This window comes from Paenibacillus sp. FSL H8-0548, assembly GCF_038630985.1.
In the GTDB taxonomy this organism is placed as follows: domain Bacteria; phylum Bacillota; class Bacilli; order Paenibacillales; family Paenibacillaceae; genus Pristimantibacillus.
Window position 1 is genome coordinate 436,428 of record NZ_CP152049.1, and the last position, 19,894, is coordinate 456,321.

The window sequence follows — 19,894 nt, forward strand, 5'->3', positions numbered from 1 at the left end:
TGAGCTACCTATCCTGCACATATGCAAGAGAATCTACTCACTTGCATTAGATTAGACTAATTTCGCCTCAAGGCGCATCTGTAAGGGCGTCTATAGTGCTGGGGTGCAACATAGGTACGTGGGAGCGCGAAAAACGAGCGTCTATCCTGCGAAAGTGCAGGATAGAGCAGTAGTTGGGTTAGTTGAAGAGTCCGCTGAAAGAAACGTTGGAGAGCTGCTTGGAGGGTTAGTCTGGGATAGCCGTAAATTCACTGCGAGCACGACCATCAACTTCCCCCGCACGCAGGCTATCCTGCATATTTGCAGTAACTTCGCGCTTTTCAGCCTCTCTGAGCTACCTATCCTGCACATTTGCATTAGATTAGACTAATTTCGCCTCAAGGCGCATCTGTAAGGGCGTCTATAGTGCTGGGGTGCAACATAGGTACGTGGGAGCGCGAAAAACGAGCGTCTATCCTGCGAAAGTGCAGGATAGAGCAGTAGTTGGGTTAGTTGAAGAGTCCGCTGAAAGAAACGTTGGAGAGCTGCTTGGAGGGTTAGTCTGGGATAGCCGTAAATTCACTCCGAGCACAACCATCAGTTTCCCCCGCACGCAGACTATCCTGCATATTTGCAGTAACTTCGCGCTTTTCAGCCTCTCTGAGTTAGCTATCCTGCACATATGCAAGAGAATCTACTCACAAAATATGAGGTTTTGTACAGACGTTAGCGTCACAACCAATGTTTTTCTTGAAACTAGTAGGTTATGGTGTGAAAATAAATAGTAGGAAAGTTGGAAATTGTGGACATCATGATGAGGCTTTGGGTAATCCATAATCGACAAAATTAAAGGATCCGCTCGAACGAGCGGATCCTTTTCTTCTTCGTAAAATAGGGTATTGGGTACAGATATACCGCTAGACGTTGAGCTAACTGGTAGTATAGTTTAGTTATAACCGTACTTTTCGAAAAAGTAAGCGGTAAACTATCCGGAGCGCGACACTTGAGGGAGATGAAAGAAACTATGGTAGACGCTGTAGTTGCACAAGCAGAACGAATTGCAGGAGATTTTCTTCTGGAACAAGTAAAAACTTCATATCAAATCATAGGAAAAGGTTTTGTAAATCAGGTTTGCGTAGTCGAAACCGAAAGTCGTAAAGTCGTTGTTCGAATGAATGATGCCGGTACATACCCAAGCTATGTGAAAGAAAAATGGTGCATTGAACAGGCTGCCGCGATCGGCATTCCCGGACCTGAGGTGTTGTCCATTGGAATAGTTGATGAAACCGCATATATGATTCAAGCTTTTGTTGATGGTGACAACGGGGTGGACAGCACGGTTCTCAAGTCCGATATTTGGAGGCAGCTTGGCAAATATGCCAAACGTATTCATTCGATTCAAGTGAAGGGATATGGGGAAAATCTGATTGATCCAGTCCGTGGTGAGTTTCATTCACCTCCTCATGCAGGATCGGACGGCAGTTGGCTAGGGTATGTGCAGTATAATATCAATAGCTTGACGGAGTATGATCGGTTGATTGAGCTTGGAGTAATCACTCGGATGAAATCGCAGAAAGTACGAAAACTGTTTGAGAATTTGAAGAAAGAAAATTTCCGCTTCGGTTTAATTCATGGAGATATCTCATTGAAGAATACGATTGTTAATCAGACAGGACAAGTAATATTATTGGATTGGGGCAATGCAGAAGTAAGAACGGTACCGCATGGAGATATTATTTGTGTGATGCAGTGCCAAATGCTAGACGGAAATCCGAATGCAGAAGAATTCAAAGCATTTCTAGACGGGTACGTTATAAGTGCAGAAGACCTTGCTGATATGAGAGTTTTGCTGCTATTAAAAGCGTTCGATAACCTCAGGTGGGCTATTGATCGAAGTCCGGATCGGATCGAATCCTATGCTGCGTTCGCGAAACAAGCTGTTGACTCGATTATGGATTAACAGAGATTGCTCGATATTCGAAGTGAGATGTCAGGTAGCTGTTGTAACTCGTGCAATGTAGCCCTGAAGAGAATGGGTTGGAGGCAGGTATCTGCTCTTCTTGATCGCCTTGTCTAATTGGATGAACGTAGCGGTGCTACGTTGCAGTTAGTGCAATGGAAAAGGCTATTTGGCGGTTGGGTTCGAGCTACAGTGTAGTTAGTGCAATGGAATGTTGGATTTCGGCCGTTTTTAGAGTAAATAGGGGTGAATCTGCTGCATTACTGCAACGTAGCTCGATATTTGGAGTGTGATGTCAGGTATCTGCTGTAATTTGTGCAATGTAGCCTAGGAGAAGTGGGGGGCGAAAGTAATACGAGTGTTAAAAACAGCAGCCATAGAAGTCAGGCGCGGGGCCTGAACGCTGTGGCTGCTGCGGGGGTTAGAAGCTGAAGCTATTCATGAATGTCAGTGAGCAGCTTGCCAAGCGCTTCGAGTGCTTGTGTTTCCTGCTCGCCGTCGATTTCCAGCGTGACTTCCTCGTTTGCTGCAATGCCTAGCGTAAGCATGCTTAGCGAGCTTTTGCCGTTTACCCGCTTGCCCTTGTTAATGACAAATATTTTGCAAGGGAAGGTGCTGGCGGTTTGGACGAAGGTTTTGGTTGGGCGTACGTGAAAGCCTGTAGGATTCAGAATCGTAAAAGATTGACTAACCATGATGAATCACTCCGTTTCTTGTGTGTTCTACGAATTGCGTGATTTCCTGTGTGCTCCGCATCGTTAATGCTTGATTGGCGTAGTCGGACCAGCTGGACTGGTCGAGCTGACTGATCAGCTCTCTAGCTGGGAGAATGGAGCCGGCACTCATGCTGAACTCATGCAGGCCAAGTCCGAGCAGCAGCGGAATAGCGGTCTCGTCCCCTGCCATTTCGCCGCACATGCCAACCCATTTGCCTTCCTTCTCCGCCGCTTGAATAACGAAGCGAATTAAGCGAAGTAGGGAGGGATGCCAAGGCTGATACAGATAGGCAACCGTTTCGTTCATGCGATCTGCTGCCATCGTATATTGAATCAAATCGTTTGTACCGATGCTGAAGAAATCGATCTCTGGCGCGAATAGATCGGCTGCGATTGCCGCAGCTGGAATTTCGACCATCATTCCGATCTCAATATGATCAGCAAGCTGAACGCCTTCGGCGATAAGCTTCTGTTTCTCCTCTTCAAGCAGCTGCTTAGCCTCCAGCAGCTCCTCTAATACAGCGATCATCGGAAACATGATTTTCAAGTTGCCAAAGCGGCTGGCGCGCAGCAGTGCACGCAGCTGGGTACGGAATAAGTCCTGTCGATCCAGACATAGGCGCAGCGCACGCTGTCCGAGGAAGGGGTTGCTTTCCTTCGGCAGCTCCATGTAAGGAAGCTCCTTGTCGCCGCCTATATCGAGCGTTCTAATGACGACGGGCTTTGGGTTCATTTTTTCAAGCGCGTACTTGTAGCTGGTGAACTGCTCCTCCTCGGTTGGGAGGGAGCTGCGTCCCATGTATAGAAACTCGGTGCGAAAGAGGCCGATGCCTTCGGCTCCGTTGTCAATCGCCCGCTGAATATCCTCCAGCTTGCCGATGTTGGCTGCCAGCTCAACCTGCTTGCCGTCTGCGGACAAAGTAGGCAGATCCTTCAGCTTGCTTAATGCCATTCTGCGGAGATCATTCTTTTGCTTCTTGTCTTGATAGGCAGTAAGCTCTTCCTCTGTGGGTGCAATAAGGACAATGCCCTCATTGGCATCCATGACGATAACGGCTTGCGCTGGAATTTGCTGCACCGCAGCCCCGATGCCGACGATGGCTGGTATTTCCAAAGAGCGCGCCATAATCGCGGAATGGGAGGTGCGGCTGCCTATTTCGGTAACGAATCCGCGGACGAACTCCAGATTAAGCTGAGCCGTATCCGATGGTGTCAGATCCTTCGCTACAATAATACATTCCTCTGTCATGCCGGCAAGATCCATATGCGGTACACCGCGCAAATGACTCATAATTCGGCCGGACACATCCTCAATATCGACCGCGCGACCGCGCAGCAGCTCGTCGGACATCGACTGAAGAAGCTCGATGAAGGACTGTGCAGTCTCGTGAAGCGTAAATTCTGCGTTCATCGCTTCGTCAGTTATTTTCAGGGCAATGGCATCTATGAAGTCGGGGTCCTCGAGTATCATGAGATGACCTTCGAAAATTTCTGCCTTGTCCTCACCGAGCCGCTCTGCGGTCGAGCTGCGAATAACCTCGATCTCATCACGGGCGACGGCGACGGCAAGGTGGAACCGTCCGACCTCCGCGTCAGTATCCGTGATGGCTTGCTGAGTTGGAATGAAACGTTCGTGAGCGAGATGGAAAGCGCGTGCGATAGCAATGCCGGGTGATGCGGAAATACCTTTTAAGGGTGCTGTCATGATTTACTCATTCCTTTCCCTGCGGAGCCAAACGTCTGCTCCAGCTCTTGGTATTGTTCGGCCACCTGCTTATGAAGAGGATGCTGTTCATCTAAGCCTGTATATTTTGTGATCGTATGAGTAAGTCCTTGCTCCCGTATAGCAGTCTGCAGCTCGATGGCTTCGGGATCATCGGAATTTTGGAAAAGCAAGGCTGCTGCCATAGCAGCTGTCAAATGGGTAACGGGAATATTAAGCTCATAAGCTAATAAGGCCGGACGTACTAGACGATCACTCGGTGACAGCTTGCGAATGGGCGAGCGGCCGATTCTCGCAATTTCATCGACCAGATAAGGGTTGATGAAACGTTCCAAAATTTGATCGACATACAAGGCGTGAGCACGCTCATCGAATTGATAGGTTTGGACGAGTGCGGCACCTGACTCCAGCAGTGCGCCTTTAACCTCTGCGACAACAGCGGGGTCCTTCATCGCTTCTTGAATGGTCTCATAGCCTCTTAAGTAACCGTGATAAGCAGCTACGCAGTGACCTGTATTGACGGTAAATAGCTTCCGCTCAATATACGGCTCTAGCTGATCGACATAATGAATCCCCTCAATTTCGGGCAGCGAGGAAAGCAAGGGTGAACGCTCTACGGTCCATTCATAGAATGGCTCTACGACAACAAGGAGCGGGTCCTCATGCTGCTGAAGCGGAACGATGCGGTCTACGGCTGCATTTGGGAAGACGATGTGTTGATCAGCCAGCGCTTGCATCTCCGCCGATAGATGCTCATAGACGAACTGCTTCAGAATCGTACTGCCGCCAAGCGTATTCTCGCAAGCGATAATGGGAAGAGCGGCTTTTGCCTCGCCATTCGAGAGTCTGAGTTCAATTCCTTTAGCAACCGCTGCTGCAATATGCTTTAGGATCGATACGCCAACGGCTGTCGTAACGATGTCGGCTTCGGCGATTTTCTCGGCGACTTGGGCGAGATCTTTGCCATTAATGGCTGTAATGTGATCGACAAGGTAGGTGTCTCCTGGCTCGTTTGCAAGCTTCACCGTATACTGCTGCTTTTCCTGTAAATTAGCGACAAGCGCGTCGTTCACATCTGAGAAGCATATCTCGAAGCCTGCGTTATGCAGCAGCAAGCCGATGAAGCCACGGCCTATATTGCCTGCTCCGAAGTGTACGGCCTTCATGATTCCATCCCCGATTCGAAAATAGAAATCAGCTCCTGCTCAGAAGCTGCGTTCAAGATGCGCTGCATATCTTCTTCCTCTGATACGAGCACTGCTACATTGGTCAAAATATCAAGGTGATCGTCGCCGACCGCAGCTAATCCGATTACTAGCTGAGCTGGCTCCTCGCCGCCGAAGTCAACGCCGGCCGGTACGATAATAATCGACATGCCTGTCGATTGAATAAGCGCCTTTGAATCATTCGTGCCGTGAGGCATAGCAAGGCCTCCGCCGATGTAGGTGGAGAGTGACTCCTCGCGTTCGATCATTTTGTCGATATACGCCTGCGGAGCGTGTCCGGCATCAACGAGCATTTGTCCAACGATACGAATTGCCTCGTATTTGTCTTTTACACTAACGTTCAGCTTCACCTTGTCTGTAGATAAAATAGTCATGATGATTCTCTCCATTCCAATTTTGTTTTTATATAGCTTTCTAGCTTTCTGGAGATGAACAGCTGGATGCTGGCAGCATCCCCATTCTCAAGTAGGGTAAGCAGGTCAGGCAGCAGCAGCATGGCGCTAATTTCGCTGAGCAGCTCCAAGCTGTATTTATCAAGCTTCAATGGACCTAGCATCATTAATAATTGCAGCGCCTGAATGGAGCTGTCCTCACTTAAATCCAGCGGCCGGTCATATCGAAATAGGACTAACAGTGGTTCCTCAATCCACTCGCTTCGTGTATGAAGCAAGGCGAGTTTGGTATCGGGAATAACCACACTTCCTAGACGCTCCCTTTCCAGCAGCTGCTCCGCAATTTTCTCGGTATGTTTGTCGACATACGGTTTAGCGACTAAGGATAGCATGCTTGGCAGCTGCTTCTCTAATGGCTCTTGCCCCACCGATAGAGCGAGGTCATGAACGCGGAAGCCGTCAAGTAGCCGCAGGACAATTCCAGAATAGAGCTGCAGCAGCAGCAAGCGATCCATTGGCGATTGTACGGTTTCCCCTAGTTCTGTGGCAATCGACGGTGCGGCCTTTTTTAACGTGATGTCTTCGATATAGCTGCGCAGCTGATTGGTTTCTTCAGGCGAGAGCATTGGACTTAGCTTAATATACCGATTCGGCTCCAGCGGCAAATCAACGGTTGAGATGATCAAATCGTATCGGCTCTCTGGGAGTCTGGTCGCTTCGTACCAAGAATAATGACCGATGAGGTCAATTTGCGGGAGTCTCTTGGCGATTTTGACAGCCAGCAGCTTTGAAGAGCCGATTCCGCTCGTACATACGAGCACAGCTCGTATTTTTCTGGAAAATGGCTTCAAGCGCTCCAAGGAGGCTCCGAAATGCATAACGAGATAGCCGATTTCCTCGTCGGGTATTTTGAGCTGCGGATATACCTCTTGTACACCGCTGCGCATAATGGAAAACAACGAGCTGTAATCTTTTTTGATTTGCACCAGCATCGGATTTCGGATGGCTATCCCGTCCAAAATACGCTGAAACGCTGGCTTGATATGCTGAATGAGTCCCTCTTCCAGCGAGCGGTCCTCCATAAGCGACATATGCAGCTGTTTCTCGACATAGCGGATAAGCTGCTTGACGCCTTCAATGGCCGACATATCGTCATGATGGATCAGCAGGCTGCTTTGTGCCACAGCCTCGTTGCCCAGCAGCTCGGATAGATAACGTTGTTCCTCTACAGGAAGCTGGAGTCTAAGAATGTTTAACAAGCTGTTTAGCAAAGGGGATGAATCCTTGCCATAGATCTGCTCTGTTATCAGGCACTTATGCTCAATGCGTGTTAATGCAACGGAAAGCTTTATGAGCATTCTCGTATAATCGGATTCCGTTAAGGTGTCGGGCCAATCGACATTCAGCTCCCAGAGTGCCTGCTCCAGCTTCTTGAAATTTTCTTTGCCTATCATATCCAGCAGCTGTGCGATGATCGGATTGGTCACTGTCTGATCCTGAAATTGTCCGAACAAATCGGAATCATCGAGATGATTGAGTGCAAGCAAGCTGATGGAATGGCGCTTAGCTTCTTCAGAGCCGTTGACCTCGACGCCGTAGCCTCTTCTCCGGACGAGTGTGAGGCCTTGCCTCAGCATCGTTTCCTCAAGCTCATCAAGGTCATGACTAACGGTTGGCATCGTCACGCGCAGCTCATGCGCGAGCGAGAAGAGCTTTAACGGCTCATCATGCTCAAGCAATCTGCAAAAAATAATGATTTTGCGCTCCTCGGCTGAGTATTCGAAGGGGTCGGAGCGATCGAAGGATTGCTTGAATCGCTCCAACGCTTCATTATCGGCTTCAATGCGAATGCCAAGTCCGGCGATGCGATGAAGCACAATGCCGTTTGCGGCTAGCAAAGGCTCGATATCGCTAAGCTCTCGGTGAACCGTCCTTGTGCTTGCTCCGACGAAGTCAGCGATATCGGCAGCCGTTATTTCATGCTTCTGACCCAGCAGCAGCTCAATGATTCGGCGTTGCCTAGTTGAGGCTTTGATAGGCTATCCTCCTTAACAGAAGAATGGACTTAACGCCGACAGATATCTGTCAGCGTTAAGCAGAGCTTCATTCACTTAGTCTTTGGACGAGCAAGTCATATTCAGGACTCTTAAGGAAATTTTCGATGGAAATATGCTCAGCGTTTGGCGCTTTTTGCCGAGCTCGATCCGTAAGCGTCTTATGGGTGATTACGATATCAGCATCGCCTGGAATATCGCTGATCGCTGTATTGATGACGGTAATTGGCAGCTTGGCTGCATTTACTTTCTTCCTTAGAATAGAGGCGCCCATAGCACTTGATCCCATGCCGGCATCACAGGAGAAGACGATTTTGTTTACCTGCTCCTTTGTAAGCTGTGTTTGCGAAGCAGTGGTAGGAGCAGCTCCTTTGGATTCAGCCTTCATTTGCTGCATCTTCTGCGCGGCAGCCTCAAGCTCGTTGTCAGCATCCTCATTCTGCTTAGTCGTTTTCAGCAGTACGGCAGAGACTAGGAAGGAAACGACCGTTGCCACTAAGACGCCGCTAAGCATAGCGAGTATACCGCCTCTTGGCGTCATGGAGAAGTAAGCGATAATACTGCCTGGTGATGGAGCCGCGACAAGACCTGCTCCGAAGAGGGAGAAGGTGAATGTACCGGATACGCCGCCTGCGATAGCTGCTAGAATAAGACGCGGATTCATTAGAATATAAGGGAAATAAATTTCATGAATACCGCCGAAGAAATGAATAACAACTGCGCCTGGCGCCGATTGCTTCACCATTCCTCTGCCGAATACCCAGTAAGCAAGCAGGATACCAAGGCCTGGGCCTGGATTTGATTCCAGCATGTAAATGATGGATTTGCCCGTTTGCGTTGCTTGATCCAGCGCAAGCGGTCCGAGTATGCCGTGGTTAATCGCGTTGTTGAGAAATAATACTTTGGCCGGCTCGATCAGAACGTTCACCAGCGGCAGCAAGCCCGTATCAATGAGCCATTCCACGCCAGTCGTAAGCACCTTGCTTAAGGCTTCGACTACAGGGCCGATTCCCTTGAAAGCAACGATGGCTAGACCGCCGCCGATAATGCCGGACGAGAAATTGTTAATGAGCATTTCGAAACCGGAAGGAATTTTGCCTTCAATCGATTGATCGAATTTTTTAAGTACCCATGCGGCAGCTGGGCCGACAATCATTGCTCCGAGGAACATGGGAATATCTGCTCCAGATATAACGCCTAGTGTAACGATCGCGCCGATAACGCCGCCTCGCACGCCATGTATCATTTGACCGCCCGTATAACCAATGAGAATAGGCAGCAGATACGTAATCATTGGTCCAACGAGCGTGGCGAGACTCTCGTTCGGATACCAGCCTGTCGGTATGAATAAAGCCGTTATGAGTCCCCATGCGATAAACGCTCCAATATTCGGCATAACCATGCCGCTGAGAAAACGACCAAATCGTTGAACGGAAACTTTGACGCTGCCGGTAACCGGTTTTTCAAGCTCCAGTTTACTCATGCTTCAACCTCCTATTTGTAATCATATAAACCAATTGAACATGAGTTAATCGTAATGTATAGCGCTTTCATTATCAATGAATTGATAAGTGGGTTGCGTCAATAGAGATGTTGACAGCATTTCTCCTTTTACTATTGCTGTTTTTCGGGGATGATGTATAATCACAGTTATTCTTTCTAAACGGGCAAAGGAGATACAAGATGCAGGAGCAGACGATTATTCGTTTTGAGTATGTAACGAAGCAGTATGACTATAACGACGAGCCTGTTCTTAAGGGCGTCAGCTTCACCATAGAGCGTGGCAAATTTTATACGCTGTTAGGTCCGTCAGGCTGCGGTAAAACGACGATACTTCGTTTGATTGCAGGCTTTACCGAGCCGTCAGAGGGCCGGATTTATTTTAATGGGAAGGTCATTAACCGGGTCCCTGCCAATGAGCGTCAGGTGAATACCGTCTTTCAGGATTATGCCCTATTTCCTCATCTTAATGTATTTGAGAACGTAGCGTTCGGTCTGCGCATCAAAAAGCTGAAAAACGCTGAGGTGTCAGCCAAAGTCATGGAGGCGCTCCGCTTCGTTAACTTGAATGGCTATGAGAAGCGTGAAATTACCGAGATGTCCGGCGGCCAGCGGCAACGTGTAGCGATTGCTAGGGCAATCGTGAATGAGCCGGAAATTATTTTGCTGGACGAGCCGCTCTCCGCACTGGATCTAAAGCTGCGAACGGAGATGCAGTATGAGCTGCGAGAGCTGCAGCGGCGGCTTGGGATCACGTTTATTTTCGTAACGCATGATCAGGAGGAGGCGCTGGCCATGTCGGATGAGATTTTTGTTATTAATGAAGGGAAGATTCAGCAGAGCGGCACGCCGACGGATATTTACGATGAGCCGATCAACCGGTTTGTAGCTGATTTTATTGGAGAAACGAATATTGTGTCTGGCAAAATGGTGCGTGACTTCGAGGTGGAATTTGCGGGCCGCACCTTTGAATGTGTCGATCAAGGGCTAATGCCAAACGAAGCGGTGGACATCGTAATTAGACCCGAGGATCTGGAGATCACCTCCACAGGCAATGGAAAGCTGCAGGTGCGCGTAGATTCTCAGCTGTTCCGTGGCGTGCATTACGAGATTTGCTGCTATGATGATGCTGGCAATGAATGGCTTGTCCATTCCACGCGCAAAGCGACGGTGGGAGAGCGAATTGGACTTACGTTCGACTCTGAGGCGATCCACGTTATGCGGCTTGGCGAGACAGAAGAAGAGTTTGATAAACGTTTGGAAGCTTACAGCGAGGCCGGCGATGTCAAATAAATCGCGCAGCTTTTACCTCATCCCTTATTTGGCGTGGGTCGTGCTGTTCGTCATTGCGCCAATTGTTCTCGTAGCGTATTACTCGCTCTTTAACGTGGAGGGTGCCTTTACGTTCGATAACTACGTGAAGTTTTTTACGCCAGTCTACATGCGAATGACGGTTAACTCCTTCTGGTACGCCTTTCTCATTACGGCTTTTTCCTTGCTTATCGCCTACCCAACAGCGTATTTGCTGACAAGGACCAAGCATAAGCAGCTTTGGCTTCTGCTTATTATTTTGCCGAGCTGGATTAATCTGCTCTTGAAGGCTTACGCGTTCATTGGCTTGTTCGGCACCTATGGCTTCGCCAACTCGGTGCTTGAGGCCGTCGGTATCGGCAAGCAGCAAATTTTGTTTACTGATTTCAGTTTTATTTTCGTATCGGTTTATATCTTTATCCCGTTCATGATTTTGCCGATCTTTAATGCGCTTGAGGGAATGAACCCTTCGCTCATCTATGCGGCGCGGGACTTAGGGGCATCGGCATGGACGACGTTCCGTCGTGTCATCTTCCCGCTCACCATTAGTGGTGTGAAGGCGGGCTGCATGGCGGTATTCATTCCGGCGCTGTCGCTGTTCATGATTACAAGGCTGATTGCGGGCAATCGGGTGATTACGCTAGGAACGGCCATCGAGCAGCATTTTCTTGTGACGCAGGACTGGGGCATGGGCTCGACTATCGCAGTATTTCTCATTTTGGCGATGGCGATTATGATGCTCATCACCGGCAAACGGAAGCGAGGTGCGGTCGATGCGCGAAAAAAATAAATGGTCCAATCTGTATTTGGTGCTCGTATTCGCAGTCCTTTATGCGCCTATTTTTTATTTAATGTTTTATTCCTTCAATAGCGGCGGCTCGATGCGAAATTTCGAGAGCTTTACGCTTGATTATTACAAAGAGGTTTTTGAGGATACACGGCTGCTGATCATTGTGCTGAATACATTCATCATTGCGCTGCTGTCTGCGACCATCTCGACGATTCTAGGTGTAATTGGAGCCATTGCGATTCACCATATTCGAAGCAATCGTCCGAAGCAAGCGCTGCTTACGCTCAATAATGTGCTGATTGTGAGCCCGGATGTCATTATTGGAGCTTCCTTCCTGATCCTGTTTACGATTATCGGCATTAAGCTGGGCTTCGTTTCGGTGCTGCTGTCGCATATTGCTTTCAGCGTTCCGATTGTCGTCATTATGGTACTGCCGAAGCTGCAGGAGATGAGCACAACATTGCTTGACGCTGCCCGCGATCTTGGCGCAAGCTCGCTGCAGGTGCTGACAAGGGTAGTCCTGCCCTTTATCAAGCCGGGCATATTCGCGGGCTTCTTCATGGCGCTGACCTATTCGCTGGATGATTTTGCGGTCACGTTTTTTGTTACAGGCAATGGGTTCTCCACGCTGTCGGTCGAAATTTATTCACGGGCACGCCAAGGCGTATCGCTGTCGATCAATGCGTTGTCGACGCTTATCTTTCTATTTACAATCGTTCTCGTTGTCGGCTACTACTTCGTTTATCAGCGGAACACAAAGTCGTCAGTTAAGGAGGGACGCTAATGAAGCAGCTCATACGCATGTTTGCTGTGGTGATGATCGTATCGCTGCTGCTCATTTATTTGACCGCCTATCTGAACTCAAGCGAGGGCTACAGCGGCGATAATACGTTAACGATTTATAACTGGGGCGATTATATAGACCCTGAGCTTCTTGCTCGTTTTGAAGAGGAAGCAGGCATAAAGGTTATTTATCAGACCTTTGATTCGAATGAAGCGATGATGACCAAGATTGAGCAAGGGGGGACGACGTTCGATGTGAGCATTCCCTCAGAGTACGCCATTAGCAAAATGAAAGAAGAAAACCTGCTGCTTGAGCTCGATCATTCCAAGCTTCCGAATTTGAAAAACATTGATCAAAGATTCATGAATTTGTCCTTCGATCCGGATAATACCTACTCGATTCCTTATTTCTGGGGCACGGTCGGTATCGTATACAACCCGGAGCTGGTTGGCGAGCTGACCTTCTCCAGCTGGGATGATCTATGGGACGAAAGTCTTCGCAATCAAATCCTGCTGCTGGATGGGGCGCGCGAGGTGATGGGCATGGGGCTGAACAGCCTTCAATACTCACTCAATGATACGGACGAGGCGCATTTGCAGGAGGCGAAGGCGAAGCTGCTCCAAATGACGCCGAACGTAAAGGCAATTGTAGGCGACGAGATCAAGATGCTGCTTGCGAATGAGGAAGCGGCGGTAGGCTTAGTGTGGTCAGGAGATGCCTCGGAGATTATGGGGGAGAATGAGAAGCTTGATTACGTCGTTCCGGAGGAAGGCTCGAATCTATGGTTCGATAATATGGTCATTCCAAAAACAGCCCGGAATATCGAAGGCGCGCATCAGTTTATTAATTTCATGCTCGATCCCGAGGTAGCGGCGCAAAATACGGAATATGTTGGCTATTCCTCGCCTAACCAAGCGGCAATGGCTTTGCTGCCCGAGGAAATTTCGGGTGATGAGCGATTTTATCCGGATGAGGAGCTGACCAGTAGGCTTGAGGTGTACGACAATCTCGGCAAAAGAATGCTGTCCCACTACAATGAGCTGTTCCTTGAGTTCAAAATGCATAAGAAATGAACTGAATTTACAGCGATATGAATGCATGAAATATAGTGGATCGAGAAAGCTCTCAGAGCTCTCTCGATCCATTTTATTATGGAGAAATAGATCGCATTAAAATGTAAGCGGTTCATATCATTAGGCATCAAAAAAATAACATCAAGCTAGGGCAAATAAGCAAAAATAATGGAAAATCTGAAGAGAGAACACCGAAACTTGTCGAAAGCTTGAGGGAATTCGCGTGAATTTTGTTAATGTATCTAACGTTTATTATCCTGAGTGGAGTCGATTGGATGAATAAAACGATAATTATTGATTTTTATGATGTGATTAATGACATCAGATCGGCGCTTGCGAAGTGTAGGATAAAGCTTGGAATTTACAAAGTATAGAGCTGACATCGTATCGATATGAAGCTTGTGAAACGATTCCCAAAGTGGTTGTGGGTTTCCGGAATCGGCGAAAATAGGGATAAGCATGCGTCGGAAAGCAAAGTAAAGGACAATCATGCTTCAAATTGGTGTATCTGTGTCGAGGGAGATTAGGTTCCGTAAATGACCAATTTTGTTTATTTTTTGCGATAATTCGAGGTTTTCATAAGCTTTCTTCTACGTGGTGTGTTATTAATCATAACATGCAAATGATATATAACATGACAATGGATAAAAATGTTGAATATTTGTACTTTTTAACGAAAAAAATCTTTTAAAATACGTTTGAAAAAGGTAAAATCATTAAAGCGGCTTTTCGATGGATTGGGAGTCGAATTCTACGATGAAGGAATGAACCTGAAATGACAGTGAGCACAGTAGTAGAAACGTTGAATCCGTACCAAATTGCACAACAACAAATTGATACTGCAGCGGCACATTTGCAATTGCCTGAGCATGTAACACAAATTTTGAAAAATCCTAAGCGTGTGCTATCGGTTAACTTCCCTGTTCGTATGGACGATGGAACCGTTCGTGTGTTCGAAGGCTACCGTGCCCAACATAACGATGCTATCGGTCCCACTAAGGGCGGCATTCGCTTTCACCCAGATGTAACTCTCGACGAGGTTAAAGCACTTTCCATGTGGATGAGCTTCAAATGCGGCGTGGTAGGCCTGCCATATGGCGGCGGTAAAGGCGGCGTAGTTTGTGATCCTCATCTTCTTAGCAAAGGCGAGCTTGAGCGTGTAAGCCGTGCTTTCATGGAAGCTATTTCTGATTTCGTAGGACCAGACAAAGATATTCCTGCACCGGACGTATATACGACACCGCAAATTATGGGTTGGATGATGGATACGTACAGCAGACTTAAAGGTGTGAACTCCCCGGGCGTTATTACAGGTAAACCGCTTATTCTTGGCGGATCGAAAGGTCGTAATGAAGCTACAGCACAAGGCTGTGTCTACACGATTCTGGCTGCCCTGAATGATAAAGGCATTCCAGTTCAGAACGCTACTGCTGCTGTTCAAGGCTTTGGCAACGCAGGCCGTATCGCTGCGCGCTTGCTTAGCGAAGCAGGCTGTAAAATTGTAGCGGTAAGTGATTCCAAATGTGGAATCTACGATGCGAACGGAATAGATATCGAGAAAATATCCACACTAAAAGATACATCCTCCATTCGTGAGTATGGCGAGTCGTTCGTCATTTCAAATGAGGCGCTTCTTGAGCTTGATGTTGATATTTTGGTACCAGCTGCACTTGAGAATGTCATCACTGCTGCGAATGCTGATCGCATTAAAGCGAAGATCGTTGCTGAAGCGGCTAATGGTCCAACAACACCGGAAGCGGATCGTGTACTTGCAAGCCACGGTATTACCGTTATTCCTGACGTGCTTGCGAATGCAGGCGGCGTAACTGTGTCTTATTTCGAGTGGGTTCAAAACCTTGCGAACTACTACTGGAGCGAAGAAGAAGTGCTTGAGAAACTGGAAACGAACATGATTCTTTCTTATGTTGCTGTTCGCGACCTGGCTAAAGAGCATGACACGGACCTTCGTACAGCTGCTTATATGATTTCGATCAAACGAATCGCAGCTGCAATGGAAGCAAGAGGCTGGATTTAAGCTTTTAAAAATTTTTTATGAAAAGGTGGCAGCACCATGACTGAACAGATTCGCATCGGCATCGTTGGTTACGGCAACTTGGGCCGCGGTGTTGAGCTTGCGATCAAGCAAAGCCCGGATTTGAGACTAGATGCGATTTTTACGCGCAGAGATCCTGCTTCGATTCCTTCTGCAATCAAAGCCTATTCCGTCCTAGAAGCTGAGCGCTTTGTTAATGATATCGACGTCATGATTTTATGCGGAGGCTCGGCAACGGATTTGCCAGAGCAAGTGCCTGCTTTTGCACGCTTGTTCCATACGGTAGACAGCTTCGATACCCATGCTCGCATACCTGAGTATTTTGAGCAGGTGGACGCAGTTGCACAGGCGAGCGGCAAGGTGAGTGTTATTTCGACAGGCTGGGACCCAGGTCTGTTCTCATTGAATCGTCTGCTCGCTGAAGCGATTTTGCCGGTAGGCAAAGAGTACACGTTCTGGGGCAAAGGAGTAAGCCAAGGGCACTCCGACGCTATCCGTCGTGTGAAAGGCGTTAAGAATGGCGTTCAATACACGATTCCAAGCGAAGATGCAGTTGCCCGCGTGCGTGGCGGCGAGGAGCCTGAGCTTGCAACACGTGATAAGCATATCCGCGATTGCTACATTGTAGCAGAGGAAGGTGCGGATCAAGCGGCGATTGCCGAGGAAATCCGTACGATGCCGAACTATTTCGCTGATTACAATACGACTGTTCACTTCATAGATGAAGCGACGCTGAAGGCAGAGCACTCTGCGATGCCTCACGGCGGTACGGTATTGCGCAGCGGCAAGACAGGCGATAACAATACGCAAATTATTGAATTTGGCCTGAAGCTTGCAAGCAATCCGGAATTTACGGCAAGTGTTCTAGTAGCCTATGCTAGAGCGGCATTTAAGCTTGCTGGCAGTGGTCAGGTTGGAGCGAAAACAGTCTTCGACATCCCATTTGGCTACCTTTCGCCAAAATCCGCAGCAGATCTACGCAAGCGATTGCTATAAGCTGAAGGACATCTGAACAAATTCTGAAACTCCCTCGTTTTAACATTTTTTTACTAACACTTTTGGTAATTGTAGGGTATACTGATAAAAGATATGAGTTAAAACTGTCGAAATATAGTGGTTGGTGCTGAATCTTGAAACTTCCTATGATAGAATGAAGTTCAAACCAGTGATTGATAGGTTATGAACAGAAACTATCAGAAAGTGAGATTAGCATGATTGATATCCATACACATATTTTACCCCAGGTAGATGATGGTGCTGCGAATTGGTATGATACTTTGGACATGGCCCGGGCAGCCGTTTCAGAGGGAATTACAACCATTATTGCAACACCACATCATGCTAACGGGACCTACACCAATGCAGCAAACGAAGTAATCAAGCACACTCGCTCTATTAATGAACAGTTAATAGATGCTGGTGTGCCTGTTACTGTCCGGACTGGTCAGGAAATTCGCGTCCACGACGATCTGCTTGATGCTTGGCATAGGGGAGAACTGCTTTCTTTGGCAGAGTCCAGCTATGTATTGATAGAAATGCCCTCCTCGCGTATTCCGAAGACGATGATTGAGATCATTCATGAATTGAAAGTAATGAATTTGAAGCCTATCATTGCACACCCTGAGAGAAATTTAGAAATTGTACAGCATCCAGAGCGTTTAACTGAGCTTATTGATGCGGGAGCTTTTGCACAAGTAACGACCCACTCGCTATTAGGCGGATTCGGCAAACGAATTGAACAATCGGCGTGGTCATTATTGAAAAGTGGAGATATACACATTGTATCTTCAGATGCTCATCATATTGTTCGCCGAGGCTTTCGATTGAGCGAAGCCTATGATTCAATTGAGAGGCGGATGGGAGAACAGTGGGTGAGCTACTTAAAGATGAATGCTCAAGCTGTTGTTCTTAATGCTCTATTTCAAGATCAACCGACTATAGTCTCATCTTCGGATGGGATAGTAGGACGATTTATTTCCTATTTTCAGAGAAGTAAGAAAGACTAGGTTTGTGGTTCGCTAGAACTAACAAACATCGATTGTTTTGTCGATACATACATAATGGTGTTATTAGACATCCATCTATTAGATGGATGCAACTATTATATATAGGAGTGGTATAAAGTGAAATTAAGAAGAAAAATAGCAATTTCAACCATTGCAGCGAGCGTAGCTCTTACAGCATTGGCTGGAATCCCGCTAAGCAGCAAGGGATTGGTTGAGAAGCTTGGAGTAAGTGGAGTAGTATACGCAGCATCGACTGGCTCTAATGCAGCTTTCCTAACAGAATCTGGAAAAATTTATACGGAGCTGGCTAAGATTTCTGGTGGAGTTGAAGCTGTTGAGGCTTTCCGTGTGGAAATTGCAGCCGCACTTGCCATTACTGGAAACTCGATTTTGGTGCCGATTACAGAGCGTCTTGACGTTGATGATCAAGCAGGCTTTAAAGAAGTAATCGTAGATCTGCTCGCTGTTCCGGTTAGCTCGGGCTGGGAAGCTTCGCTCGATCAGAAGCGTGAGCTTCACAAGGAATATTTGAAGGGCTTGTCGCAGGCAGCTGGTGTAACGTTGACGGTTGATGACATTGCTCAGGTTGCACTTGCGCTAGAAACCAAATTAGCAACCATTGCTGGCAGTGTAACGGGTCTAGCAGATATTAATGCTTCGCTGAAGGATCAACTCCGTGCAGCTGTAAAATCAGCTCTTGAGTCTAACACCAACGTAAAAGCGGTAATTGAACACTATCAAATTACAACTGAAGATTTAACAAATGTATATACCGAGCTTCAAGCTAGTCCTGCAGTTAACGCGTTGACAGCACTTTCAGCATTTGTTGCATTGGACAAAGCATACAAAGCTGCTCATCCAGCTACAGGCGGCATCGGCGGGGGCGACGTTATCCCTGTTCCAGAAACTCCAGTTCCAGAATCAACAGGTAAATTGCTTGATGATTTGACGAATGCACTTGATAAAGCGACTGAATCGGAGAAAGCTGCGATTATCACGAAATTTGTTGCAGATGCTCAAGCTGAGATTGCTAAGCTGGCAACAATTAGCGCATCCTCCAGTGTCAGCACAGTAAACGGTCAAGCGGTTCTTCAATTAAATGATAGTGATGTATTGTCAGTAATCGCTGGAATTAACGCAGTTGCGGCAAAGGTTAATGAGGTAGCTCCGACTGCGGCGATTGCTAAAACGACTTTGGCCATTAATCTTGGCGATGTAACGGCTAAGGATGTTGTAGTCAACCTTTCTGACGCAGTTGTGAAAGCAGCGGCAGCCGGCAATGTATCCGGCGCAGCATTCACCATTGGTGAATTTAAGGTGACGCTTCCTGTTGGCGGTACGTTCAATTCTGCTCTTTCGCTTACCATTAAGAAGAGCGAAGCGACTGAAGAGGCTGTTGGTGCTTTGAAATCGGCTTCAGAAATCTACGATTTCGGCCTAACTGTCGGCGGTACTGCAAGAACTACCTTCGATCAACCGATTACTCTCAACATTCCACTTGGTGATACGACAGGTATTGATAAAGAGCTGCTATCAGTAGCGAAGATCGTTGACGGAGAGCTTGTATTCCACGGCGGTCGTGTATCCGGCAATTCGATTATCGAGTCTCGTGATTCGTTCTCCTCTTATGTGGTTGTAGAGAACAAGGTTTCGTTTAGTGATATTGCTTCGGTTGAAGCTTGGGCTGGCCGCCAAATTCAGGTTGTAGCTGCCAAGGGCGCTATTGAAGGCAAGTCAGAAGGGAAGTTTGTTCCGAAGGATAAAGTAACCCGTGCTGAGTTTGCCAAGATGCTTATCCGTGCTCTAGATCTTGAGAATGGTTCGGCAGCTGAAAGCTTTGATGATGTGAATTCGACTGACTGGTATGCACCGTATGTGGCTGCAGCAGCCCAGTTGAAAATCATTAACGGCCGTTCGGCTTCGAAATTTGATCCTAATGCTACCATCACTCGCGCTGAGATGGCGACAATGATTTCCCGTGCATTGAAGGTATCCCATGATGCAGCAGCTGTCACTGATGTGGACACAGCTCTTAAAGGCTTTGCTGATGCTGCGAGAATCAACGCTACGTTGAAAGAAGGCGTGGCCTTTGCCGCGACTCACAAAATCGTAATTGGTGATGCTGGTAAGTTCCTGCCAAACAACAATGCAACTCGTGCTGAAGCAGCCGTTATTATTTACAGAGCGCTAAACTTCAACAACTAAAATAAAAATAGCGTAATCTTCCTCTCATGCAGATGGGAGGAAGATTTTTTTCGGAACTAGGATAGGTTTCTAAAATAAACTAGAGAATTAAGTGTTGGGGGTGTAGTTCTTTGGAATTATAT

Annotated in this window: 15 protein-coding genes; 9 read left to right on the forward strand and 6 right to left on the reverse strand. The window is 47.5% G+C overall.

Translation table 11 applies throughout. The features are described 5' to 3' along the window. Positions 1-991 precede the first annotated feature (991 nt). Positions 992-1,939: an aminoglycoside phosphotransferase family protein gene (locus MHI37_RS01990; protein WP_256710532.1), complete on the forward strand. Its 948-nt coding sequence runs from the start codon at positions 992-994 to the stop codon at positions 1,937-1,939. A 434-nt stretch (positions 1,940-2,373) separates the two neighbouring features. Here the strand turns inward: MHI37_RS01990 and MHI37_RS01995 are convergent, their stop codons facing one another. From MHI37_RS01995 to MHI37_RS02020, 6 genes are all read right to left on the reverse strand, one after another. Then, positions 2,374-2,634 (reverse strand): HPr family phosphocarrier protein, encoded by a 261-nt coding sequence (locus tag MHI37_RS01995; RefSeq protein WP_076336999.1) that lies wholly within the window; start codon positions 2,632-2,634, stop codon positions 2,374-2,376. Beyond that, positions 2,627-4,360: a phosphoenolpyruvate--protein phosphotransferase gene (gene ptsP, locus MHI37_RS02000; protein ID WP_076337000.1), complete on the reverse strand. Its 1,734-nt coding sequence runs from the start codon at positions 4,358-4,360 to the stop codon at positions 2,627-2,629. The genes MHI37_RS01995 and ptsP overlap by 8 nt, the downstream gene beginning before the upstream one ends. Then, positions 4,357-5,544, reverse strand: coding sequence for a mannitol-1-phosphate 5-dehydrogenase (locus tag MHI37_RS02005; protein ID WP_076337001.1), 1,188 nt, complete (start codon positions 5,542-5,544; stop codon positions 4,357-4,359). Before MHI37_RS02005 ends, ptsP begins: the two co-directional genes overlap by 4 nt. Continuing rightward, positions 5,541-5,978, reverse strand: coding sequence for a PTS sugar transporter subunit IIA (locus MHI37_RS02010; protein ID WP_076337002.1), 438 nt, complete (start codon positions 5,976-5,978; stop codon positions 5,541-5,543). The genes MHI37_RS02005 and MHI37_RS02010 overlap by 4 nt, the downstream gene beginning before the upstream one ends. Continuing rightward, entirely contained in the window at positions 5,975-7,894 is a 1,920-nt protein-coding gene (locus tag MHI37_RS02015; protein WP_083676265.1) for a BglG family transcription antiterminator, read from the reverse strand. The genes MHI37_RS02010 and MHI37_RS02015 overlap by 4 nt, the downstream gene beginning before the upstream one ends. Positions 7,895-8,099: 205 nt before the next feature. Next, positions 8,100-9,533 (reverse strand): PTS mannitol transporter subunit IICBA, encoded by a 1,434-nt coding sequence (locus MHI37_RS02020; RefSeq protein ID WP_076337004.1) that lies wholly within the window; start codon positions 9,531-9,533, stop codon positions 8,100-8,102. A 200-nt stretch (positions 9,534-9,733) separates the two neighbouring features. On the opposite strand from MHI37_RS02020, the gene MHI37_RS02025 reads away from it, so the two are divergent. The 8 genes from MHI37_RS02025 (at position 9,734) to MHI37_RS02060 (ending at position 19,772) form a co-directional block, all read left to right on the forward strand. Next, a complete protein-coding gene (locus MHI37_RS02025) occupies positions 9,734-10,843 on the forward strand; it encodes an ABC transporter ATP-binding protein (protein ID WP_076337005.1) in 1,110 nt (369 codons plus the stop codon). Continuing rightward, positions 10,833-11,651 carry an ABC transporter permease gene (locus MHI37_RS02030; protein WP_076337006.1) on the forward strand — a complete coding sequence of 273 codons (819 nt, stop codon included), beginning with the start codon at positions 10,833-10,835 and terminating at the stop codon, positions 11,649-11,651. Before MHI37_RS02025 ends, MHI37_RS02030 begins: the two co-directional genes overlap by 11 nt. Next, the gene (locus MHI37_RS02035; protein ID WP_076337007.1) at positions 11,635-12,435 is read left to right on the forward strand and encodes an ABC transporter permease; all 801 of its coding nucleotides are present in this window, start codon (positions 11,635-11,637) and stop codon (positions 12,433-12,435) included. Before MHI37_RS02030 ends, MHI37_RS02035 begins: the two co-directional genes overlap by 17 nt. Then, a complete protein-coding gene (locus tag MHI37_RS02040) occupies positions 12,435-13,508 on the forward strand; it encodes an ABC transporter substrate-binding protein (RefSeq protein WP_076337008.1) in 1,074 nt (357 codons plus the stop codon). The genes MHI37_RS02035 and MHI37_RS02040 overlap by 1 nt, the downstream gene beginning before the upstream one ends. 775 nt (positions 13,509-14,283) lie before the next feature. Continuing rightward, positions 14,284-15,543, forward strand: coding sequence for a Glu/Leu/Phe/Val dehydrogenase (locus tag MHI37_RS02045; RefSeq protein WP_076337009.1), 1,260 nt, complete (start codon positions 14,284-14,286; stop codon positions 15,541-15,543). A gap of 36 nt (positions 15,544-15,579) precedes the next feature. Continuing rightward, on the forward strand, positions 15,580-16,557 hold the full coding sequence (locus tag MHI37_RS02050; protein ID WP_076337010.1) for a diaminopimelate dehydrogenase: 978 nt from the start codon (positions 15,580-15,582) through the stop codon (positions 16,555-16,557). A gap of 215 nt (positions 16,558-16,772) precedes the next feature. Continuing rightward, a complete protein-coding gene (locus MHI37_RS02055) occupies positions 16,773-17,567 on the forward strand; it encodes a CpsB/CapC family capsule biosynthesis tyrosine phosphatase (protein ID WP_076337011.1) in 795 nt (264 codons plus the stop codon). Between the two features lie 117 nt (positions 17,568-17,684). Next, entirely contained in the window at positions 17,685-19,772 is a 2,088-nt protein-coding gene (locus MHI37_RS02060; protein WP_076337012.1) for an S-layer homology domain-containing protein, read from the forward strand. Positions 19,773-19,894: the final 122 nt, after the last annotated feature.